Origin of the sequence: Nonomuraea sp. NPDC000554 (assembly GCF_040300065.1) — a bacterium.
GTDB lineage: Bacteria > Actinomycetota > Actinomycetes > Streptosporangiales > Streptosporangiaceae > Nonomuraea.
In genome coordinates this window covers 18,765-39,362 of the sequence record NZ_JBEPDC010000012.1, presented here as the reverse complement: position 1 = coordinate 39,362, position 20,598 = coordinate 18,765, and the positions used below count along the sequence as shown (strand labels likewise).

Genomic DNA, 20,598 nt, shown 5'->3' with positions numbered 1-20,598 from the left:
GTCGAGCGGGCCCGGCGAGTCCATACCGTGGGGGACATGAAAGTCCCCCGCCCGTGGTCCTCCCGGGCCTGGCTCGACACGGCCCACGTGGTGATCGGGCTGCCCGTCGCCGTGGTCCTGTGCGGGCTGACCATCGTGCTCGCCGTGGCGCCCCGCGTCCTGCGCCGCGGCCTGCCCTGGTTCACCTCGGTGCAGCGCTCCCGCTTCGCCGCCTTCCTCGGCGCGGACATCCCGCGCATCGCGGCTCCCGCCGGCTGGCGTGCCCGCGCCACGTGGCGGCAGCTCGGCTACCACCTGCTCTCTCCCGTGGTGGGCCTGGTGAGCGCCGTCCTCGTCGCGGTCGCGTGGGGGGCGGCCGTGGTGGGGCTGACGGCGTTCACACAGCCGATGCTGTATCCGCGGCCCATGGTGTTCCTGCTCGACCTCAGGAACCCGGTCGTGGCCGCCGCCTACGCCGCGGCCGGGCTGGTGCTGCTGCTGCTCGCGCCCGTCCTGGCGCGGGCGATGGCGGCGCTCGACCTGGCGGTGGCCCGTACCCTGCTCGGGCCGAGCCGCGACGAGCTGGACCGGCGGATCGAGACGCTGACCGAGAGCCGCGCAGGGGTGATCGACGCCGCCGACGCCGAGCGCCGCCGCATCGAGCGCGACCTGCACGACGGCGCGCAGCAGCGGCTGGTCTCGCTCGCCATGAACCTGGGCCTGGCCCGCGCCACGCTGACCGACCTGCCGGAACCTGCCCGCGAGGCGCTCGCCCAGGCGCACGAGGAGGCCAAGCAGGCGCTCAAGGAGCTGCGCGACCTCGTCCGCGGCCTGCACCCGGCCGTGCTCAACGACCAGGGCCTGGACGCGGCGCTCTCCGGCGTCGCCGCGCGGGCCCCCATCCCGGTACGACTGCGCGTCGACATCGAGCGGCGTACCTCTCCGACCATCGAGGCGGTGGCGTTCTTCATCGTGTCAGAGGCACTCACCAACATCGCCAAGCACGCGGCGGCCACCAAGGCCGAGGTGGACGTGCGGCGCGAGCGCGACCGGCTGCACGTCCTGGTCTGGGACGACGGCCGCGGCGGCGCCGGGTTCGACGGCGGCACCGGGCTGCGCGGCCTGGCCCAGCGCATCGACTCCGTCGACGGGACGTTCAGGCTGAGCAGCCCGTTCGGCGGGCCCACGACGATCGAGGTGGAACTGCCGTGCGAGTAGTGCTCGCCGAGGACTCCGTCCTGCTGCGTGAGGGTCTGATCCGGCTGCTCGAGGCGGCGGACATGCGGGTGGTCGCCGCCGTGGCCGAGGCCGAGGGACTGCTGCGCGCCGCGGAGGAGCACCGGCCCGAACTGGTCGTCACCGACGTGCGGATGCCGCCCACGCACACCGACGAGGGCCTGCGGGCCGCGCTCGTGCTGCGCCGCCAGCAGCCCGGCCTGGCCGTGCTGGTGCTCTCGCAGTACGTGGAGGAGCGCTACGCCGCGCAGCTGCTGGCCTCGGCCGCCGGCGGCGTCGGCTACCTGCTGAAGGACCGGGTGGCGGACGTGGCCGAGTTCATCGACGCGCTGCGCAGGGTGGCGGCGGGCGGCACCGCCCTCGACCCGGAGGTGGTCTCCCAGCTCCTGCTGCGCGGCCACAGCGACCCGCTCGACCGGCTGACGCCCAGGGAGCGCGAGGTCCTGAAGCTGATGGCCGAGGGACGCTCCAACGCGGGCATCGGCCAGGAGCTGGTGCTCAGCGAGGGGGCGGTGGGCAAGCACATCGGCAACATCTTCAGCAAGCTCGACCTCTCCCCCGCCGAGGGCGACCACCGCCGGGTGCTCGCCGTCCTGCGGTTCCTCAAGATCAGGAGTCTGCCATGAGAGCGGTCTGGCTCGTCCTGGGCGCCGTGACGACCGCGCTCGCCCTGCTGCTCTCCACCTCGGCGATCTGGAACGAGTTCGCCAGGGCCAGCCTGCCCACCGAGACCACGGGCTGGTCCCGCCCGTTCCGGGCCACCTCGCTCAAGATCGAGGTGGGTGAGGGCGACATCGGTCTCAACGTCCTGGCCGGCGAGGCCGGAGAGGTGGTGGCCAACCGGACGATGGAGTGGTCCCGCGACAAGCCCGTCGTCACCGAGAAATGGGGCGACGGCACCCTGCGGCTCGACGCCACCTGCTCCGGCTCCGACCCCCGCTCCAGGCCCCGCTGCCAGGTCTTCTACGACGTCTTCGTCCCGCCGGAGGCGTCTGTCGAGGCCACGACGGGCAGCGGTCCGCTCAACGTGTCCGGCCTCTACGGCGACGTCCGCGTCACCTCGGCCGCCGGCGACCTGGGTCTGGTCGGCGTCGCGGGCGCGGTCTGGGCCCGGAGCGGCACGGGCGAGATCAGGGCCCGCGAGCTCAGCGGCGGCCAGGTCGACGCCGAGACCGGCGAAGGCAGCGTGAACCTGTCCTTCAGCGGGAGGCCGACCAGCGTGAAGGCGGTCGTCAGAGCCTCAGGCGACGTGAACCTGTCGGTGCCCGGCGGCTCCTACGACGTCACGTCGGACGCCGAGGAGAGCAGGATCGACGTCAAAAGAGAGCCCGGCTCCGCCAGGAAGATCATCGCGCGGACGCCCGACGGTTCGGTCTTCGTCTGCTGCCGCCGGTGAAGATCGTCTAGGTTTGGGGCAGACGAGCAAAGGAGCCCCATGGCCGGCACGATCGACACCAGCGTCCCCCACTCCGCGCGCATCTGGAACTACTGGCTGGGGGGCAAGGACAACTACGAGGTCGACAGGATCGCGGGCGAGCAGTTCCTGCAGATCTTCCCGGGCATGCGCGAGGGCGCTCTCGCGTCCAGGGGCTTCCTGACCCGCACCATCGCCTGGCTGGCGGGCGAGGCCGGCATCCGGCAGTTCCTGGACATCGGCACCGGCCTGCCCACCGCCGACAACACCCACGAGATCGCCCAGCGCGTCGCCCCCGAGTCGCGCGTCGTCTACGCCGACAACGACCCGCTCGTGCTCGCCCACGCCCGCGCCCTGCTGACCAGCGCGCCGGAGGGCGCCACCGACTACGTCGACGCCGACGTGCGCGACCCCGGCACGATCCTGGCCGCCGCCGCCGCGACGCTCGACTTCACCCGGCCGATCGCGCTCAACCTGAGCGGCATCATGGGTCACGTCGTGGACGACGAGCAGGCGCTGGCGATCGTCCGTCAACTGCTCGACGCGCTGCCGCCGGGCAGCTACCTGGCGCTCAACGACGGCAGCAACGTCCACAGCGCCGCCAACCGGCAGGCGCACCAGGAGTACAACGAGAGCGGGGCGCTGCCGTACGTCCAGCGCAGCCCCGAGCAGATCGGCCGCTTCTTCGACGGCCTGGAGCTGGTCGAGCCCGGCCTGGTGTCGGTCTCGCGCTGGCGCCCCCTGGGCATCCGCGAGCCCGCCGAGGTCGACGGCTATGGCGCGGTTGGACGTAAGCCTTAAGGTCTGTTTACTCCTGTGACTCGTTGGTAAGTACCCGGGCATGGAGTCTGCGAAGCACGCCGGCGACGCCGCTGTCGCCGTTGCCAAGGCCTACGGCGTCGAGACCATGTTCACCCTCTCAGGAGGGCATGTCTTCCCGCTCTACGACGGCGCGGTGCACGAGGGCATGCGCATCCTCGACGTGCGTCACGAGCAGAGTGCCGTGTTCGCCGCCGAGGCGACGGCCCGGCTGACGAGGGCTCCGGGGCTGGCCGTGCTGACCGCCGGGCCGGGGATCACGAACGGGGTCAGCGGAGTCGCGACGGCCCACTTCAACGGCTCCCCCGTGGTCGTCATGGGCGGGCGGGCACCGCAGTCGCGCTGGGGCAGCGGAGCCCTGCAGGAGCTGGACCACCCGCCGCTGCTCGGCCCCATCACCAAGCTGGCCTTCACCGCGAGCGCCGCCGACTCGGTCGGGCAGGACGTCGAGATGGCCTTCCGCACGGCCGTCGCGCCGCACCGCGGCCCGGTCTTCCTCGACGTCGCCATGGACCACCTGTTCGCCCCCTCGCCCGCGCACGAGGTCCGCACCCAGTCGCCGTCGCCGCTGGAGCCCGACCCCGACGCGCTGCGCGTCATCGCCGGGCTGATCGCCGAGGCCGAACGCCCGGTGCTGGTATACGGCTCGGACGTGTGGATGGACCGGGCCGAGGAGGCCGCCCGCGACTTCGCCGAGACCTGGCGGCTGCCGGTCATCCCGAACGGCCAGGGCCGGGGCATCCTGCCCGCCGGTCACGACCTGCTCGTCACGCGCGCCCGCGGGCTCGCCTTCTCCCAGGCCGACCTGGTCATCGTCGTCGGCACCCCGCTCGACTTCCGCCTCGGCTACGGCTGGTTCGGCGGCAAGGACGGCGCCCCGCTGGCCAAGGTGGTCCATCTCACCGACGCGCCGTCGCAGCTCGCCACGCACATGCAGCCGGTCGCCTCGGCCGCGGGCGACCTGTCGGTGGTGCTGTGGAGCCTCGGCGCCGCCTGCGGCGACGTGGGCGTCAAGCCGACGCGGTACGCGTCCTGGGTCACCCGGCTCGCCGAGACGGCGGCTGCGGCCATCGCCGACGACGCCGGGCTGCTGGCGTCCGACAGCGACCCGATCCACCCCATGCGCATCTACGGCGAGCTGGCCAAGGTGCTCGCCGACGACGCCGTGGTCATCGGCGACGGCGGCGACTTCGTCTCCTACGCGGGCAAGTACGTCGAGCCGAAGCAGCCGGGCAACTGGCTCGACCCCGGCCCCTACGGCTGCCTCGGCACCGGGCTCGGCTACGCGATCGCCGCCCGGCTGGCCAGGCCGTCCTCGCAGGTGGTGCTGCTGCTGGGCGACGGCGCCGCCGGGTTCTCCCTGATGGACGTCGACACCCTGGTGCGGCACAACCTCCCGGTCGTGATGGTCTGCGGCAACAACGGCATCTGGGGGCTGGAGAAGCACCCCATGCAGCTGCTCTACGGCTACGACGTGGCCGCCGAGCTGCGTCCGCAGACCCGTTACGACCAGGTGGCGACCGCGCTGGGCGGCGGGGGCGAGCTGGTCACCAGGCCGTCGGAGATCGGGCCGGCGCTGCGGCGGGCCTTCGACTCGGGAGTGCCGTACCTGGTGAACATCGCCACGGACCCGCAGGTCGCCTACCCCCGCAACACGACCGGCGTCTGACGCTACCTGACGGTGCCCGTCGGGGTCGGCGAGGCCGTGCCCGTCGGGCACGACACGGCCGGGATGAGGACCATGCTGACGGGCTTGCGCACCTCCAGCTCCTCACCGGCCTTCGGGAACGTCTCGCCCACCATGAGGCACTCGGGCGGCGTCTTGCCCTGGGTCTGGTCGTCCGTCTTGATGGTGAACCCGGCCGCGAGGACGATCTTCCTGGCGTCGAGGTAGGGCAGGTCCACCACGGCCGGCACCGGCTTCTTCTCGACCGGCTTCTTCGTGGCGCTCGGCGTGCTCGTCGGCTTCTTCGTCGTCGACGGCGTGGCCGAGGGCGTGCTGGTCGGGGTGCGGGTCGCCCTGTGAGTCGTCGGATCGGGGTCCGGCTCGGGCTCCCTCGTGGGGGACGGCGGCTCCTCCTCCTCGTGGGTCTCCTTGGGCGTGGGCGCCGGCTTCGTGGTCCTGGTCCGCGTGGGAGCGTGCGTGATGATCTCGGACGCGGCGGCGTTGCTCGCCGTCTTCGTGGGATCGGGGTCGCCCTCGGTGGTCATGCCGGTCAGCGCGATCGCCGTGGCGCCCGCACCGAGCACCACCGCCGCGGCGATCCCGGCCACCAGGCCGCCCCTGCGGCGCGCCTTGGCCGCGCGCCTGCTTCCGGGCTGCCTCTGCCCCGCGACGGTCGCCACCGCCTCTTCAGGGGCCGCCTGGTGGGCACCCGTCTGGTACGCCTCCACCGGCGGCGCCATCGTGGCGCCCGTGACCGGCGCGACCGGTTCCGGGGTGGCCGGCTGGCCGGCCGCGGCCTGCCGCGCGGCCTCGCTCATCGCCTTGGCGCTCGGGTGGCGCCTGTCGGGGTCCTTCGACAGCGCCCGCTCCACCAGCGCGCGCACCGGCGGCGGGATCTCCGCGGGCAGCGGCGGCGGCGCCTCGCGGATGTGCTTGAGCGCGATCGTGACGGCGCTGTCGCCGTCGAACGGCCGCTGCCCCACCAGGCACTCGTACGCGACCACGCCGAGCGCGTAGACGTCGACGGCCGGCGTGACGGGAGCGCCCTCGGCCTGCTCGGGCGCGCAGTAGGCGGCCGTGCCGAGCACCATGCCGGCGTCGGTGAGCCGGTTGGCCAGGTCGGAGCGGGCGATGCCGAAGTCGGTCAGCACCAGCGTGCCGTCGCGCTGCACCAACAGGTTGCCCGGCTTCACGTCACGGTGCACGATCCCCTGGTCGTGCACCGCCTGCAACGCCGAGGCGGCCTGCGCGATCAGCTCCATGGCCGACTGTGGCGGGATGCGGCCGAGCCGCGCCAGCAGCCTGTCGAGCGGCTCGCCGTCGACGAACTTCATCACCAGGTAGACGGTGTCGCCGCTGACGCCGTAGTCGTAGACGTCGACGACCCCCGGATGGTTGATCGTCGCCATCGCCCGCGCCTCCGCCTGGAAGCGGGCGACGAAGCCGGGATCGTCCATGCGGCCCGGGAGCAGCACCTTGACGGCGACGGTGCGCGCCAGGACGATGTCCTCGCCACGCCACACCTCGCCCATGCCTCCGGCGCCTATACGGGTATCCAGACGATACCGCCCCGCCAGCGTCGTCCCTTGGGCTACCATGACTCCCCCGTTACCCCCTACCTCAACAACCTCTCCCACCCCAGAGTTTTCTTAACTAAGCGCACTTGTGTCGCGGTGAGGTAACGCAGAGGTCACGGAACTTCGAGAGTGTACGGCTCACGAGTCCCATATGCCACTTGAATCGCTGCAAGCCGTACAAACATATCTTGCGGGCTGACGGCGGGACTTGTCCGGGTTTCGTGGAGATCAGCCGAGCCCCAGTAGGCTGCTCGCCATGACGCTCGCTCCGGGTCTCCGCTCCCAGCTGGTCATCATGGTCGAGAGGGAGGACACCGCGCAGAACGTCGGCAGCGGCGACGTGCCCGTGCTCGCCACGCCCCGGCTGCTCGCGCTGGCCGAGAGGGCCACGGTCGAAGCCGTGGGCCCGCACCTCGCTCAGGGAGAGACATCCGTGGGCACCCGGGTCGAGCTGGAGCACCTGGCCCCGAGCACGCTGGGCACGCACGTCGAGATCGGCGTCGAGCTGACCGAGGTCGACGGCCGGCGGCTGGTCTTCCGGTTCCAGGCCCGCGACAGGCACGCCGTCGTGGGCCGGGGCACGATCGAGCGGGTGGTCGTCGACCGTGCCAGGTTCCTCGAACGCGCTACTCGATGACGGCGATCAGGTCGCCTTCCTGGATCACGTCGCCCTCGTTCACCTTGATCTGCGCCACGACGCCGTCGTCCTCGGCCAGAACCGGGATCTCCATCTTCATCGACTCGAGGATGACCAGCGTGTCGCCCTCCGAGACCTGGTCGCCCTCCTTGACGACGACCTTCCAGACGTTGGCCACCATCTCCGCGTGAATCTCAGCCACCGAAACTCCCCTCGTCCTGTTGATCCAAGAATGCCATGTCCCGTTAGGCCCGCATTCGCCCGACGAGGCCCGTGTCGTAGTCGCCGCTACGGAATTCGGCGTCCTCCAGCAGTTCCGCGCAGAACGGCAGGTTGTTCTTCGGCCCCTCCACGATGAACTCCGCGACCGCTTTCCGGGCGTTCTCCAGCGCTTCCACGCGGTTCGCGCCGAACACGCAGAGTTTGGCCATGAGCGGATCGTAGAACGGCGTGACCGTGTTCCCCTCCTCGTAGCCGGAGTCGACACGGACACCGCTGCCTGACGGCTCGGACCATGCGGTGATCCTGCCAGGGCCGGGGAAGAAGCGCTTGGGATCCTCCGCGTAGACACGGAACTCGATGGCGTGCCCGCTCGGCACCACCCGCACCTCCGGACTCTCGCCCGCGGCGACCCTGAGCTGCAGCTCGACCAGGTCGAGCCCGGTGACCAGCTCGGTGACCGGGTGCTCCACCTGGAGCCTGGTGTTCATCTCGAGGAACACGAAGTCCTGCTTGTCGGCGTCGACCAGGCACTCCACGGTGCCCGCGCCCAGGTAGCCGACAGCCTCGCCGGCCCGAACGGCCGCGGCCAGCATGCGCTCACGCAGCTCGGGCGTGATACCGGGCGACGGCGACTCCTCGGCCACCTTCTGGTGGCGCCGCTGCACCGAGCAGTCGCGCTCGCCCAGCGCCAGCACCCTGCCGTCGGGCAGGCCGAGGATCTGCACCTCGACGTGGCGGGCCCGCTCGATGTAGCGCTCGAGCAGGATCGCGGGCCCGGCGAGCGCGTCACCCTCGCCGCCGGCGGCCGCTGCCGCCGCGAACCTGGCCGCCGCCCTGGCCGCCTGTTCGAACGCCTTGCCCAGCCCCTCCTCGTCGCGCGCGACGGACATCCCGATGCCGCCACCCCCGCCCGCGGTCTTCACCATGACGGGATAGCCGATGCGCTCGGCCGCTTCGAGCGCCAGGCCGAGGTCGGTGACGGGCTCGCGGGTGCCCGCCGCGACCGGCACGCCCGCGTCCTCCATCAGGTTCCTGGCATTGATCTTGTCGCCCATCTGGTCGATGGACTCGGGAGACGGGCCGATCCACACCATTCCGGCGTCGATGACAGCCCTCGCGAACGCCGCGTTCTCCGACAGGAAGCCGTAACCGGGGTGGACGGCCTTCGCTCCGGTGTCGCGGGCGGCTTGCAGCACCTTGTCCGTGTCGAGGTAGCTCTGCGCCGGGTTGGCCGGGCCGATCAGGACGGCCTCGTCAGCCTCGCGCACGAACGGCAGGTCGGCGTCCGCGTCGGAGTACACGGCGACGGCGCGCAGCCCCAGCGCCTTGACCGTGCGGATGATCCGCCGCGCGATCTCTCCGCGGTTGGCGATCAGAACGGGTCCAAGCGTGTCACTAAGCACGCCGACCACCTTATGGCCGCAACCCCGTCAAACCCTTCCCCCTAAATCACCGAACCGGAGAGCGCGATCTGTAGAAATCCCACAACGACCGTCACAATTGGACCTTCACAGCCGGACGGCGCGGTCGACGACGCGGGACAGCGCCTCGATCGCATCGGGATCGTAGGCGGCACCGGCCGCCAGGCGCAGCCGCTCCAGCGCGGCGCTCGCCCGGTCGCGGTCGGTGGACCCTCCGACCAGGTCGTCGTAGGCGTTGGCGGCCTTGATGATCCGGCTCGACAGCGGCGGCTCGTCGGCCATCACGTCGCACTGGCGGCGCACCACCTCCGCCACCCGGTCGAGCACGCCCGTCTGCTTGATCACCTCGGCCCCCAGCTCGGCGATGCGCCGCGCCTGCTCCGGCTCGGTCAGGACGGTGGCGCCCCCCGGAATGGGGTCGCGCAGCGAGAGCTGGCCGATGTCGTGCATGAGCGAGGCGTACTCCAGCTCCAGCAGCTCCGGCTCGGCCATGCCCAGCTCGCGGCCGATCGCCACCGCCAGGCGGCTCACCCTGCGCGAGTGCCCCGGCTCGACGTACCCGCCGACCTCGGTGACCCGCGACAGGGCGCGGACGGTCTGCAGGTAGGTCGCGCGGATCCCGGCGTACTTGCGGAAGGCCACCTGGGTCACCAGCAGCGGCGCGGCGAAGACCAGCAGCGCGACGAGGTCCATGCTGTGCGTCGCCAGCGCCAGCAGCACGCCCGAGGACGCCACCGCGGCCCCCAGCGGGAACGCCATGTTGAGCTCGTCACGCACCGCCACCCTGAATGCGGTGCGCACCTGCTCGGCCCTGAGCATGGCCGCGATCAGCACGTCGACCAGCAGTGTCACCGTGATCAGCGCGACCATCACGGTGAGCGCCGGCCACCAGGTCGTCGTGGGCGGCTGCGTCAGCCGGTAGAGCGGGTCGGCCAGCGGCCGGAAGGCGAAGGCGAGCATCGCGCCCGTGAGCAGGCGGCGGGCCATCGCGTCGAGCCGCGGCGGACGGCCGACCGCCAGGTGCGGCAGCGCGCCCGCGATCATGCCGACCGCGATCACGGCCACCACCTGGAGCGCGGAGTGCCGCAGCGGGTTCTGGCTCAGGTCGAGCAGCAGCGTGTAGCCGAGCGCGGCGGCGGCCCCGATCGGCGCGACCTCCCTGTTGCCCGGCATGGTCAGCCTGGCCAGCTCGCCGACCGCGATCAGCGCGCCGAACCCGACCGCGATCTCCGGCCGGTCGAGCCCGACGGCGGCCGTGTGGGCGACGCCCGCGACCGCCACCAGCCCCGCGCCGCAGATGAGCAGCAACTGCCCCGAGTCGAGCCCCTGGAAGGCACGGGTCACTGCCCGCTCACCACCTGGATGGGCATCGTCGGGTCGTCGTGGTCCTTGGTCGGCGGCTCGGCGGCGTCGGGCGGCGGCGGCTCGACCCGGCGGGGCGGCTGCCACGGCTCGCGCTCGAGCGCCCGCGTGAACGCCGTCACCATGACCGGGTCGAACTGGGTGCCCGCGCCCTTGTGCAGCTCCTGGACGGCCACCTCGACCGGCCGGGCGCCGCGGTAGGAGCGGTCGGAGGTCATCGAGTCGAACGCGTCGGCCACCGCGATCACCCTGGCGAACTCCGGGATCTCGTCGCCTGCCAGCCCCATCGGGTAGCCCTTGCCGTCGTGCCGCTCGTGGTGGTGCATGATCCCGGCGTACGCCTCGTCCAGGAAGTCGATGCCCCGCACGATCTCCAGCCCGCGCATCGGGTGCAGCTGGATCGCGGCGAACTCCTCCTCGGTGAGCGGGCCGTCCTTCTGCAGCACCTTGGTGGGCACGCCGAGCTTGCCGACGTCGTGCAGCATGCCCGCGTAGCGGATGGCGCGCAGCCGCTCCAGGCCCATGCCGATCTCCTGGGCGATCATGGTGGACGCGAGCGACACCCGGGTGCAGTGGCCGCGCGTGTAGTAGTCCTTGGTCTCGACCGCCTGGCACAGGGCCGCGATCGTGGCGTCGTACGAGCGCTGCTGTGCGTGGTACTGCCCGAACGCCCAGCGCGCGACGAACAGCGGTAGCAGCACCAGCACCGCCGAGATGGACGCCACCGTCGCCCAGAGCCCCGCCACCAGCAGCCCGAAGGTGCCGTACCCCAGGTACGACAGCAGGAACTGCACCATGCCCCGCATCGGCACCTCCATGCCGCGCACCCTGGTGGCCAGACCGATCATGGTCAGCGTCAGCAGGATGTTGAGCGGCACGAACACGGCGGTCGCGGCGGCGTACGGGCCGATGAGGTGGTCGAACCGGTTGACCTGCGGCACGCCGACCGCGCCGCCGAGCCACTGGTAGACCCAGCCGGCGGCGTACCCGCAGATCGCGAACTGCGCCCCGTTGAACAGCCGCTTGATCAGCGGCAGCCCCGGACGCACGCTCAGCACCGCCGTCAGGCCCACCAGCGCCGCGCCTTCCGGCCCGATCAGCACCACGGCGGCGAGCGACGCCGAGAAGCTGACCGACACCGCGAACTGCTCCACGTTGAGCAGAGTCGGCATCGACTCGCACACCAGGAACAGCAGCGCGAGCACCAGTAGGACGCCCAGGTCGTCCTGGGTGACCAGGTGCCCGGAGGTGACCACGCTGCGGGCGATGAGCGCGGCCGCCGCCCCGATGACGGCGACCAGGTAGCCCCTCGCAGGCCACGGCAGATCACGCATTGCGGCCCCTAACGGTTTCAGGTCCAGGACACCCCGGGTGGCAAGGCCCCGCCGCCACCAATCAGGAGAACCACGGGGGTGATCAGCACGATGGCGGTGATCAGCCGCGCGATCATAGCCTTCAAGATCCACCTGCCTCCACGTCGATTTCTGTGGCACACGCTACAGAAGGCGAGACGGGAGGCACCTGCCGAGTCGCGAATCGCAAGCAAAGCGTAATCAAGCCACTACCTGGGGCGACTCCGCGCCCACTCGACAGTGTTCTTCAGACCGGTCGACAGGTCGACGCGGGGCTGCCAGCCGAGCCCGTCGAAGGCGGGCACCGGATCGACGGCCATCGCGGGCAGGTCGCCCAGCCGCGGCGGCGCGAAGCCGGGCTTGTCGGGGGAGCCCGCGGCGTCGGCGATGAGCGAGTGCAGCCTGCGGTCGGTGGTCTGGATGCCGGTGCCGAGGTTGAACCTGCGGCCGTTGCCGCCCTGGCCGCACGCTCTGACGAAGCCGTCGACGACGTCCTCGACGTAGACGTAGTCGCGGGTCTGCGTGCCGTCACCGTAGACGACCGTGGGCGTGCCGCCGAGCAGGCCGTCAGTGAAGATCGCGATCACGCCCGCCTCGCCCTCGGGCGACTGGCGCGGGCCGTACACGTTGGACAGGACCAGCGTGGTGTACTCGATGCCGTACAGGGCGCGGAAGGTGGCGAGGTAGGTCTCGCCGCTCAGCTTCGAGGCCGCGTACGGCGAGCGGGGGTCGGTCGGCGCGTCGCTGGGCACCGGGATCGCGGACGGCCTGCCGTACACCGCGACGGACGAGGCGAACAGCACCTTGCGTGTGTTGCCCTCGTGGGCCGCGGTGAGCACCGACGCGGTGCCCTCGACGTTCAGCCTGGCGTCGTGCACGGGGTCGGCGACGCTCTTGCGGACGCTGATCTGAGCGGCGAGATGGCAGATGACCTCGGGCCGCATCTCGGCGGCCAGCCCGATCAGGGCCGGATCGCGGATGTCGAGCTCGTGCAGCTGGAATCGATCGCTCTTGGCGGCCTCGCTGAGATTCTCCCTGCTTCCTGTGGAAAGGTCGTCGACGGCGACGACGTCGTGCCCCTCCGACAGCAGACGATCGACGAGATTCGACCCGATGAACCCGGCACCCCCGGTGACAAGCACGCGCATGGGGGGAATCTTAGTCGGACAGCTCCGCCCTCACTCGCGCGATGCGGGCAAGCACCTTCGATCTCAGGTCGGCGGGCACCGGGTCGCAGCCGCAGTGTTTGGCGACGAGCTGCTTGATCACCTTGTCGAGGTCGTACTCCTTCAGGCACGGACCGCAGTCGTCGAGGTGCACGCGGATGTCGGCCACGTCGCCCTCGGTCAGCTCACCGTCAAGGTAGGCGTAGACCTTGTCCAGCACCTCGCGACAGTCGGTGTCGTGCGGCTTGCCACAGCTCATTTCGATCCCTCCGCCGGGACCAGGCCACGCTCGCGGGCATAGTCTTCAAGGAGCCCTCGCAACTGCCTGCGACCACGGTGCAACCTGGACATCACGGTACCGATCGGGGTGCCCATGATGTCGGCGATCTCCTTGTACGGGAAACCCTCGACGTCGGCCAGATAGACCGCGATCCTGAACTCCTCCGGCAGCGCGGCGAGCGCTTGCTTGATGTCGCCGTCGGGCAGGTGCTCGAGCGCTTCGACCTCGGCGGACTTCAGGCCGGTCGAGGTGTGCGACTCGGCACGCGCGAGCTGCCAGTCCTCGATCTCCTCGGTGCCTGACTGCTTGGGCTCACGCTGCTTCTTGCGGTAGCTGTTGATGAACGTGTTCGTCAGGATCCGGTAGAGCCACGCCTTGAGGTTCGTGCCCTCCTGGAACTGATGGAACGACGCGAACGCCTTGGCGAAGGTCTCCTGTAGCAGGTCCTCCGCGTCAGCGGGATTCCGGGTCATCCGGAGCGCGGCGGAGTAGAGCTGCTCGAGGTAAGGCATCGCCTCGCGCTCGAACCGCTCGCCTCGCTGTTCCAGAGTCTCCGCGCCTGTCGCGGGCACCGGACCCACCCCCCTAAGATCACCGGTGGCCGGCTTTGGCGGTACACCGTACTCAGGGGAGAATACCCGCTCGTCAGCGACCGGCCGGTCACTGGGGAGGGGGCCGAGCAATGTGAGCATGCTCGTCGCAACACACCCGCGTGCTCGTCTGTTCCCGCAAGATAGAAGTGACGAACGCCCCGGTGCGGGGAAAACCATACGTACCGGCTGGTAGCCAATTCCCGGAACCCAGGAGTCGCGTGTGCTGCCCATTCCGGCCGAGGAACTGAACGGCTCAGGGACCCTCGGGCCGTACTGGACCTTCTATCGTGCCGTCGTCGCCGAGCAGCTGAGCCGATGGCTACCCGGTGAGTCCTCCGTGATACTCGACCTGTCGGGCGGCCGTGGCCGCTGGTCCGGCCACGCGGCCAGGGCCGGCCACCGAGTGATCGAGGTGCTCGACTTCCGCCGCACCGTCGAGGGGCAGTCGCGGCTGCGCGACGCCGACCGCGTGCGCCACGTGCGCGCCGACGACCTCGCGTTCCTCCCCGACGAGAGCGTCGACGCGGTGCTCGCCGAGGAGCGGGCCATGTCGATCGAGCTGATGGCCGAGTCGGCCATGAGCGACGTGGCCAGGGTGCTGCGTCCGGGCGGGAGGGCGCTGGTCTGCGTCGACTCCCTCGTGCTCGGCATGGCGATCCTGGCCGAGCAGGGGCAGTGGCAGCATCTGCGGCAGACCGGCGAGGTCATGCTGGTGCCGTGGCCCGACGGCAGCATCACGCGCTGCTTCAGCAGCGGGCAGCTGCGCGAGCTGGTGCTGGGCGCCGGGCTCGAGGTCGAGTGGATGCGCCCGCGCACGGTCCTGTCGCCCTCGACGGTCGACCACGTGCTCGGCTCCGACTCCAGGTCGCTGGCCTGGCTGGTGCGCACCGAGCTGGAGGCGCACCCTGACGACGACGACACGGTCGGCATCCACCTGGTGGCCAGCGTCCGCAAGAGCTAGCCACACGGCCCGCCCGAGGCCGGCGCCCGCGGAAGCCGGCCACCCGAGGGGGCCGGCGTGCGTGGGGTCGGCGCGCGTGAAGCCAGCGTGCGTGGGGCCGGCCTGTCGCTAGCGGCGGCGCTCCGTCCTGCCCTGGCACTGCACGCAGCGCGCCGCCTCCGGGCGTGCCTCCAGCCTGCCCTCCGGCACCGCCCTGGCGCAGTCGACGCACTGGCCGTACGAGCCCTCGTCCAGCCGCTTGAGCGCGGCGAGCACGGCCGTGCGCTGCGTGGTGGCCACGGTCAGCATGGCCTGGGCGCGGTCCGCGTCGGTCAGGTCGGAGCCTGCGTCCGCGGTTGAGTGCTCGCGGACCGCCACCGGGTCCCCCCGCAGGACCCTGATCGATCGGTCCAGTTCGGCGAGCATCACGTGAAGCCGCTCACGAGCGGTCGTGTCGTCCACGAATCCGCACCTCCGGGTAAGGGGAAAGCCTGCGGCGAGACTCCCCGGCAGTCCGCCCGGCGCGCTTTTGGGGCATCTGTGGCGGTGACTCCGCGTGAGCGGATGCATCGCTTTCCTCAGCGGATGCCCGCTTAGCGGGCGTTTTACACCTTAGGAGAGAGCGGTTTCCTCATCAGGGTCCCGGGGCTTGATGAGGTCCGGGCCGTTGTTGCGGACGTTGTTGACGTCGGTGGAGACGGGGTCCGCGACCAGCCCCCCGGACTGGGCGGGCACCAGCAGGCTCGACACCCGCTTCGGGTCGCTGAGCTTGGGGTCGAGCCACTCGGCCCAGCGCCCGCGCTCGATCATCATCGGCATCCTGTCGTGGATGCGCCCGAGGTCGTCCTCGGCCTCGGTGGTGATGACCGTGCACGTCACCAGCCACTTCAACGGGTCGTCGTCGGCGCGGGACGGGTCCTTCCAGAACTCGTAGAGCCCCGCCATCGCCAGCACCCCGCCATCAGCCGGGTGGATGAAGTACGGCTGCTTCTTCTGCTTGGCGTTCTTACGGTCGCGCCCGCTTCGGGCCTCGCTCTCTGCGCCCGAGCTCCCGCGCTCCGGTTCAACAGGCATCCACTCGAAGTACCCGTCGGCCGGCAGCAGGCACCTGCGCTTGGCGAACGCCTGACGGTAGGACGGCTTCTCGGCCACCGTCTCCATCCTGGCGTTGATCATGCGCGACCCGATCGACGGATCCTTCGCCCAGGCGGGGACCAGGCCCCACTTCATGATCCTGAGCTGCCGCACTCCCCTCTCGGCGTCCTTGGGCACCCGGCTGAGGACGGCGTAGACGTTCTTGGTCGGCGCCACGTTGTAGTCGGGCCCCAGCTCCTTGTCGGGGTCGCCGTCGAGCTCGACCTGGAACTCCTCCAGCAGCTGGTGCTTGTTCCGCGCCGACGCGTATCTACCGCACATGCCACCACACTGCCACGGAAGACGGCTGGATGCCGCTTCGGTGACGGGTCGACGCGGCCCATGACGCCCTGACGGCGCTCGTCCACAGGCTGTGACCCCCACATACCAGGGACAGTAGGCTTTGACCATGCCCGTTCCGCACTGGCCCGCCCCGACCGCGACCGCTCCCGTGGCCGCCTCGGTCCGCCTGCCCGGCTCCAAGTCGATGACCAACCGCGCGCTGGTGCTCACCGCGCTGGCCGACGGTCCGAGCGTCGTGCGGCGGGCGCTGCGCAGCCGCGACGCCAACCTCATGGTGGCGGCGCTCGGCGCCCTCGGGCCCATCCTGGTGGCCGCCGACGAGACCGACACGAGCGTCGACTGGCACGTCAGGCCGGCCCCGATCCGCGGCGGCGCCCAGATCGACGCGGGCCTGGCGGGCACGGTCATGCGCTTCGTCCCGCCGGTGGCCGCGCTGGCCGACGGCCCGGTCTCCTTCGACGGCGACCCCCACGCCCGCAAGCGCCCGATGGGCCCGATCCTCGACGCGCTGCGCGCCCTGGGCGCCCGTGTCGACAACGACGCCCTGCCGTTCACCGTCCACGGCCCGCTGACGGGCGGCGAGGTCACCCTCGACGCCTCGGGTTCCTCGCAGTTCGTCTCCGGCCTCCTGCTGACCGCCGCCCGCTTCGAGAAGGGGGTCACGGTCCGCCACGTCGGCCCGCCGGTCCCGTCCCAGCCGCACATCCAGATGACCGTGCAGATGCTCAGGGAGGCGGGCGTCACCGTCGACGACAGCGAGCCCGACGTGTGGCGCGTCGAGCCCGGCCCCATCGCCGCCAGGGAGTGGGTGGTCGAGCCCGACCTGTCCAACGCGGCCCCGTTCCTGGCGGCGGCGATGGTCACGGGCGGCACGGTCACCGTCCCGGGCTGGCCCCTGCTGACCACCCAGCCCGGCGACTCCCTGCGCGACCTCCTGTCGGCGATGGGCGCCACCGTCCAGCTGCGCGAGACGGCCGACGGCGACGCCGATCTCGTGCTCAGCGGCTCGGGCCGGATCGAGGGCATCGACACCGATCTGCGCGAGGTGGGCGAGCTGACGCCGACGATCGCGGCGCTGGCGGCGCTGGCGGCCACACCCAGCCGCATCCGCGGCGTCGAGCACCTGCGCGGCCACGAGACCGACCGCCTGGCCGCGCTCGTCACCGAGATCAACCGCCTGGGCGGCGACGCGGAGGAGACCGACGACGGGCTGATCGTCCGCCCGCGCCCGCTGCACGGCGGCGTCTTCCACAGCTACGACGACCACCGCATGGCCACGGCGGGCGCGGTGATCGGGCTGGCGGTCCCCGGCGTCGAGGTGGAGAACATCGCGACGACGGGCAAGACCCTTCCAGGGTTCGACCAGATGTGGCTGTCGCTGCTGGACGGCTCGTGACGCCCGAACCGTGTAGGCGTCGCCGGCGTGGGCACGGGAAGCGCGGCTGCCTCTGGTCCGGGCGCGGCTGGTGCACGATGGTCACAACAGGGGCCACGACAGGGGCCGAGACGGGGTTCGAGCAGGTTGGGTGATCGCATGGGAGCAGTCCGCTGAGGAAGCGGGAGTACGACGAGGACGACGTACGGGTCAGGCCGGGCAAGGGGTCCCGGCCGCGGACCCGGATCCGTCCTGCCCACGAGGACGCGGTCGAGGGCTTCGTGGTCGCCGTCGACCGGGGGCGTTACACCACGCTGGTCGAGCCGGAGCGGGCCAAAGGCGCCAAGCGCAAGCAGCAACAACGCCGCCTGGTCGTCGCCATGAAGGCGCGCGAGCTGGGCCGCAAGGGCATCGTCGTGGGCGACCGGGTCGCCCTGGTCGGCGACGTGTCGGGGCGTCCCGACACGCTGGCCAGGGTGGTGCGGGTCGAGCCGCGCAGCTCGATGCTGCGCCGTTCCGCCGACGACACCGACGACACCGACGGCATCGAGCGTCCGGTGGTGGCCAACGCCGACCAGCTGGTGATCGTCACGGCGCTCGCCGACCCGCCGCCGCGGCCGCGCATGATCGACCGCATCCTGGTCGCGGCCTTCGACGCCGAGATCGACGCCCTGCTCTGCCTCACCAAGTCCGACCTCGCGCCGCCCGACGAGCTGGTGGCGCTGTACGAGCCGCTCGGGGTCCCGCACGTCGTCGTCCACAAGGGCGGCTCGCTGGCCGAGTTGCACGACCATCTCGCCGGCCGGCTCAGCGTGCTGGTGGGTCACTCGGGGGTCGGCAAGTCCACCCTGGTCAACGCGCTCGTCCCCGACGCCAACCGGGCCGTCTCCCAGGTGAACGCGGTCACGGGGCGGGGCCGCCACACGTCCACCTCGGCGGTGGCGCTCGAACTCCCGGAGGGCGGCTGGATCATCGACACGCCGGGCGTGCGCAGCTTCGGCCTCGCCCACGTGTCGGTGGAGACGGTCCTGGCGGGCTTCCCCGACCTGGTGGAGGGCACGGTCAGCTGCCCCAAGGGCTGCACGCACCTGGGCGACGGCTGCGCGCTCGACGCCTGGGTCGCCGAGGGCCATGCCGGCCCGGAGCGGCTCCAGTCGCTGCGCCGCCTCCTGTCCAGCCGCGAGGGCGCCCCCGACTCCGGCCGTGAGGGCGCACCCGACGAGGAGGCGCACCCGTAGGGGTCACAGCCGCCAGCGGACCTCGCCTTCCTGCCACTCGTCCGTGGGCGTGAGCCCCGCGGCCCTGGCGACCGCGGCAGAGGCGTGATGGTCCGGGTGGATATGGGCGATGACGGCGTCCACCTGTTGCCGGCGGAGCCAGGCGACGAGTTCCATGGCCGCTTCGGTGGCGATGCCCATGCCCTGCCAGCGCGTGCCTACCACCCAGGCGATCTCGGCGGTGAGCCCCGTCTCCGAGGGGCCGATCGTGGCCTGGACGGTCCCCGCCAGGCAGGCCGGGTCGCGGAGCTGAATGACCCAGTTGCACCAGGAGACACCCGGATCGGGAGATCCCGCGACCATCCGCTCGTAGCGGGAGCGCAGGCCCTGCGGGGTCTCAGGGACGCCGCCGATGTAGGTGTGCAGGGCCGGGTCGCCGAGCACCTCGGCCATCTCCTCGGCGTGCTCGACCCGCAGCGGCACCAGCAGCAGCCGGTCGGTCTGCAGGGCCTGGGCTCTGATGGCGTTCATGACGTCTGGTCGCCTCATCGATGATCGTCGGTGGTCAGGCTCTGTTGGGACGAAGGGTCCAGGTGACGGTGAGCGCAGCGACCACGACGTCGTCGGCGTTCCTGACGTCCACCGCCACGTCGAACTCCGGCCGCTTTCCCGCGTCCAGATCGGCGAGCACCTCCTCGCGCGAGGCGAGCAGCCGTCCCTCGGCCACCACCTCCCCCATCGCCAGCTTGCGATAGTGGATCACAGCCGTGGTGGCCAGCGGAACCGCGCGGGAGAGCTGGTCCGCCAGCGCCGACAGCATGGCGGCGCCCGACGCCGACTCGGCGAGCGTGAAGAGCGCGCCCGCGTGCGGGCCGCCCACGTGGTTGTGCAGGTCCGGACGGTCCGGCAGGCGGCAGATGGCGCGGCCGTCGCCGGCGAAGTCGAACGTGATGCCCAGCGTGCGGGCGAAGGGCACGGTCTGGAGCAGGAAACCGCCGACATCGAATGACATGCCCCCATGCTACTGGCGAGTAACCGGAATCGGACTTACCAGAAAGGAACCCCGGTTGACTGATGTTCGGCGCACCGGGCACGGTAGCGTGACTAACCGTGCAGGGTTACAACGACGATCTACGCCTCGCGCATGTCATGGCGGACGCCGCCGACGACCTGACCATGCGCCGCTTCAAGGCGGTCGACCTCAAGGTCGAGACCAAGCCGGACCTGACCCCGGTCAGCGACGCCGACCGCGCGGTCGAGGAGGCGATCCGCGGAACGCTGCGGCGCGCCCGTCCCAGGGACGCCGTGGTGGGCGAGGAGTTCGGCAAGACCGGCTGGGGCGCCAGGTCGTGGATCATCGACCCGATCGACGGCACCAAGAACTACGTGCGCGGCGTCCCCGTGTGGGCGACCCTGATCGCGCTGATGGAGTACGGCAAGGTCGTGGTGGGCCTGGTGTCGGCCCCGGCGCTCGGGCGGCGCTGGTGGGCCGCGGCCGAGGGCGGCGCCTGGACCGGGAAGAGCCTGACCAAGGCCAGCCGCATGCAGGTGTCCTCGGTCGCCTCCCTGGAGGACGCGTCCTTCTCCTACTCCAGCTTCGGCGGCTGGGAGAAGGCCGGCAAGCTCGACAACTTCCTCGACCTCAGCCGCGCCTGCTGGCGTACCAGGGCCTACGGCGACTTCTGGTCGCACATGATGGTCGCCGAGGGCTCCGTGGACGTGTCCGCGGAGCCCGAGCTGTCGCCGTGGGACATGGCGGCGCTCACCGTGATCGTCGAGGAGGCCGGTGGCGTCTGGACCGACGTCGCGGGCGTCCCCAGCCTGGAGGGCGGCAGCCTGGTCTGCACCAACGGCGCCCTGCACGACGAGGTGCTGAAGCGACTCGGCGGCACCGCGCACTAGGCC

The 20,598-nt window shown here is 71.4% G+C and carries 22 protein-coding genes; 10 read left to right on the top strand and 12 right to left on the bottom strand.

Going from position 1 to position 20,598, the window contains the following annotated elements; all coding sequences use genetic code 11:
- Positions 1-36: 36 nt before the first annotated feature.
- The 5 genes from ABT294_RS22810 to ABT294_RS22790 are packed head-to-tail and all read left to right on the top strand — an operon-like array spanning position 37 to position 5,117.
- Entirely contained in the window at positions 37-1,197 is a 1,161-nt protein-coding gene (locus tag ABT294_RS22810; protein WP_350808244.1) for a sensor histidine kinase, read from the top strand.
- Positions 1,188-1,841, top strand: a complete 654-nt coding sequence (locus ABT294_RS22805; RefSeq protein ID WP_350808243.1) for a response regulator transcription factor — start codon at positions 1,188-1,190, stop codon at positions 1,839-1,841. Before ABT294_RS22810 ends, ABT294_RS22805 begins: the two co-directional genes overlap by 10 nt.
- Positions 1,838-2,611 (top strand): DUF4097 family beta strand repeat-containing protein, encoded by a 774-nt coding sequence (locus tag ABT294_RS22800; RefSeq protein ID WP_350808242.1) that lies wholly within the window; start codon positions 1,838-1,840, stop codon positions 2,609-2,611. Before ABT294_RS22805 ends, ABT294_RS22800 begins: the two co-directional genes overlap by 4 nt.
- 39 nt (positions 2,612-2,650) lie before the next feature.
- Positions 2,651-3,430 carry an SAM-dependent methyltransferase gene (locus ABT294_RS22795; RefSeq protein WP_350808241.1) on the top strand — a complete coding sequence of 260 codons (780 nt, stop codon included), beginning with the start codon at positions 2,651-2,653 and terminating at the stop codon, positions 3,428-3,430.
- 40 nt (positions 3,431-3,470) lie between these two features.
- Positions 3,471-5,117, top strand: coding sequence for an acetolactate synthase (locus ABT294_RS22790; protein ID WP_350808240.1), 1,647 nt, complete (start codon positions 3,471-3,473; stop codon positions 5,115-5,117).
- Between the two features lie 2 nt (positions 5,118-5,119).
- Here the strand turns inward: ABT294_RS22790 and ABT294_RS22785 are convergent, their stop codons facing one another.
- Positions 5,120-6,712 (bottom strand): serine/threonine-protein kinase, encoded by a 1,593-nt coding sequence (locus ABT294_RS22785; protein WP_350808239.1) that lies wholly within the window; start codon positions 6,710-6,712, stop codon positions 5,120-5,122.
- A 235-nt stretch (positions 6,713-6,947) separates the two neighbouring features.
- Between ABT294_RS22785 and ABT294_RS22780 the strand changes: the two genes are divergently transcribed.
- Positions 6,948-7,328: a thioesterase family protein gene (locus ABT294_RS22780; RefSeq protein WP_350808238.1), complete on the top strand. Its 381-nt coding sequence runs from the start codon at positions 6,948-6,950 to the stop codon at positions 7,326-7,328.
- On the opposite strand, the gene ABT294_RS22775 is transcribed toward ABT294_RS22780, so the two are convergent.
- The 7 genes from ABT294_RS22775 to ABT294_RS22745 all read right to left on the bottom strand — a co-directional run bounded on the left by ABT294_RS22775 (position 7,318) and on the right by ABT294_RS22745 (position 13,712).
- Entirely contained in the window at positions 7,318-7,530 is a 213-nt protein-coding gene (locus ABT294_RS22775) for a biotin/lipoyl-binding carrier protein (protein ID WP_350808237.1), read from the bottom strand. The two genes, ABT294_RS22780 and ABT294_RS22775, sit on opposite strands and share 11 nt — an antisense overlap.
- 43 nt (positions 7,531-7,573) lie before the next feature.
- The gene (locus ABT294_RS22770; protein ID WP_350808236.1) at positions 7,574-8,953 is read right to left on the bottom strand and encodes an acetyl-CoA carboxylase biotin carboxylase subunit; all 1,380 of its coding nucleotides are present in this window, start codon (positions 8,951-8,953) and stop codon (positions 7,574-7,576) included.
- A 105-nt stretch (positions 8,954-9,058) separates the two neighbouring features.
- The gene (locus tag ABT294_RS22765; RefSeq protein WP_350808235.1) at positions 9,059-10,315 is read right to left on the bottom strand and encodes an HD-GYP domain-containing protein; all 1,257 of its coding nucleotides are present in this window, start codon (positions 10,313-10,315) and stop codon (positions 9,059-9,061) included.
- A complete protein-coding gene (locus tag ABT294_RS22760) occupies positions 10,312-11,667 on the bottom strand; it encodes an HD-GYP domain-containing protein (RefSeq protein WP_350808234.1) in 1,356 nt (451 codons plus the stop codon). Before ABT294_RS22760 ends, ABT294_RS22765 begins: the two co-directional genes overlap by 4 nt.
- Positions 11,668-11,894: 227 nt before the next feature.
- Positions 11,895-12,833, bottom strand: a complete 939-nt coding sequence (locus ABT294_RS22755) for an NAD-dependent epimerase/dehydratase family protein (RefSeq protein WP_350808233.1) — start codon at positions 12,831-12,833, stop codon at positions 11,895-11,897.
- A 10-nt stretch (positions 12,834-12,843) separates the two neighbouring features.
- Positions 12,844-13,110, bottom strand: coding sequence for a mycothiol system anti-sigma-R factor (gene rsrA, locus ABT294_RS22750; RefSeq protein WP_350808232.1), 267 nt, complete (start codon positions 13,108-13,110; stop codon positions 12,844-12,846).
- Positions 13,107-13,712, bottom strand: a complete 606-nt coding sequence (locus ABT294_RS22745; protein WP_502912112.1) for a sigma-70 family RNA polymerase sigma factor — start codon at positions 13,710-13,712, stop codon at positions 13,107-13,109. The genes rsrA and ABT294_RS22745 overlap by 4 nt, the downstream gene beginning before the upstream one ends.
- A gap of 232 nt (positions 13,713-13,944) precedes the next feature.
- Here ABT294_RS22745 and ABT294_RS22740 point away from each other — a divergent pair, with 232 nt between their 5' ends.
- The gene (locus ABT294_RS22740; RefSeq protein ID WP_350808230.1) at positions 13,945-14,685 is read left to right on the top strand and encodes a class I SAM-dependent methyltransferase; all 741 of its coding nucleotides are present in this window, start codon (positions 13,945-13,947) and stop codon (positions 14,683-14,685) included.
- Between the two features lie 108 nt (positions 14,686-14,793).
- On the opposite strand, the gene ABT294_RS22735 is transcribed toward ABT294_RS22740, so the two are convergent.
- Complete coding sequence (locus ABT294_RS22735; protein WP_350808229.1) at positions 14,794-15,126, bottom strand: TraR/DksA family transcriptional regulator; 333 nt, start codon at positions 15,124-15,126, stop codon at positions 14,794-14,796.
- 150 nt (positions 15,127-15,276) lie between these two features.
- Positions 15,277-16,080: an SOS response-associated peptidase gene (locus ABT294_RS22730; RefSeq protein WP_350808228.1), complete on the bottom strand. Its 804-nt coding sequence runs from the start codon at positions 16,078-16,080 to the stop codon at positions 15,277-15,279.
- Between the two features lie 127 nt (positions 16,081-16,207).
- On the opposite strand from ABT294_RS22730, the gene aroA reads away from it, so the two are divergent.
- Together aroA and rsgA are read left to right on the top strand one after the other, a co-directional pair.
- A complete protein-coding gene (aroA, locus tag ABT294_RS22725) occupies positions 16,208-17,497 on the top strand; it encodes a 3-phosphoshikimate 1-carboxyvinyltransferase (protein WP_350808227.1) in 1,290 nt (429 codons plus the stop codon).
- Between the two features lie 152 nt (positions 17,498-17,649).
- Entirely contained in the window at positions 17,650-18,714 is a 1,065-nt protein-coding gene (gene rsgA, locus ABT294_RS22720; protein ID WP_350808474.1) for a ribosome small subunit-dependent GTPase A, read from the top strand.
- 3 nt (positions 18,715-18,717) lie between these two features.
- Here the strand turns inward: rsgA and ABT294_RS22715 are convergent, their stop codons facing one another.
- Complete coding sequence (locus ABT294_RS22715; protein ID WP_350808226.1) at positions 18,718-19,224, bottom strand: GNAT family N-acetyltransferase; 507 nt, start codon at positions 19,222-19,224, stop codon at positions 18,718-18,720.
- A 34-nt stretch (positions 19,225-19,258) separates the two neighbouring features.
- Complete coding sequence (locus ABT294_RS22710) at positions 19,259-19,705, bottom strand: DUF4442 domain-containing protein (protein ID WP_350808225.1); 447 nt, start codon at positions 19,703-19,705, stop codon at positions 19,259-19,261.
- 98 nt (positions 19,706-19,803) lie between these two features.
- Here ABT294_RS22710 and hisN point away from each other — a divergent pair, with 98 nt between their 5' ends.
- Positions 19,804-20,595, top strand: coding sequence for a histidinol-phosphatase (hisN, locus tag ABT294_RS22705; protein WP_350808224.1), 792 nt, complete (start codon positions 19,804-19,806; stop codon positions 20,593-20,595).
- Positions 20,596-20,598 lie beyond the last annotated feature (3 nt).

Bases quoted from the DNA above. Each gene is read 5' to 3' on its own strand.
- ABT294_RS22810 (WP_350808244.1), top strand. From the start codon at position 37: ATGAAAGTCCCCCGCCCGTGGTCCTCCCGGGCCTGGCTCGACACGGCC.
- ABT294_RS22800 (WP_350808242.1), top strand. From the start codon at position 1,838: ATGAGAGCGGTCTGGCTCGTCCTGGGCGCCGTGACGACCGCGCTCGCC.
- ABT294_RS22795 (WP_350808241.1), top strand. From the start codon at position 2,651: ATGGCCGGCACGATCGACACCAGCGTCCCCCACTCCGCGCGCATCTGG.
- ABT294_RS22790 (WP_350808240.1), top strand. From the start codon at position 3,471: ATGGAGTCTGCGAAGCACGCCGGCGACGCCGCTGTCGCCGTTGCCAAG.
- ABT294_RS22785 (WP_350808239.1), bottom strand. From the start codon at position 6,712: ATGGTAGCCCAAGGGACGACGCTGGCGGGGCGGTATCGTCTGGATACC.
- ABT294_RS22780 (WP_350808238.1), top strand. From the start codon at position 6,948: ATGACGCTCGCTCCGGGTCTCCGCTCCCAGCTGGTCATCATGGTCGAG.
- ABT294_RS22760 (WP_350808234.1), bottom strand. From the start codon at position 11,667: ATGCGTGATCTGCCGTGGCCTGCGAGGGGCTACCTGGTCGCCGTCATC.
- ABT294_RS22755 (WP_350808233.1), bottom strand. From the start codon at position 12,833: ATGCGCGTGCTTGTCACCGGGGGTGCCGGGTTCATCGGGTCGAATCTC.
- rsrA (WP_350808232.1), bottom strand. From the start codon at position 13,110: ATGAGCTGTGGCAAGCCGCACGACACCGACTGTCGCGAGGTGCTGGAC.
- ABT294_RS22730 (WP_350808228.1), bottom strand. From the start codon at position 16,080: ATGTGCGGTAGATACGCGTCGGCGCGGAACAAGCACCAGCTGCTGGAG.
- aroA (WP_350808227.1), top strand. From the start codon at position 16,208: ATGCCCGTTCCGCACTGGCCCGCCCCGACCGCGACCGCTCCCGTGGCC.
- ABT294_RS22715 (WP_350808226.1), bottom strand. From the start codon at position 19,224: ATGAACGCCATCAGAGCCCAGGCCCTGCAGACCGACCGGCTGCTGCTG.
- ABT294_RS22710 (WP_350808225.1), bottom strand. From the start codon at position 19,705: ATGTCATTCGATGTCGGCGGTTTCCTGCTCCAGACCGTGCCCTTCGCC.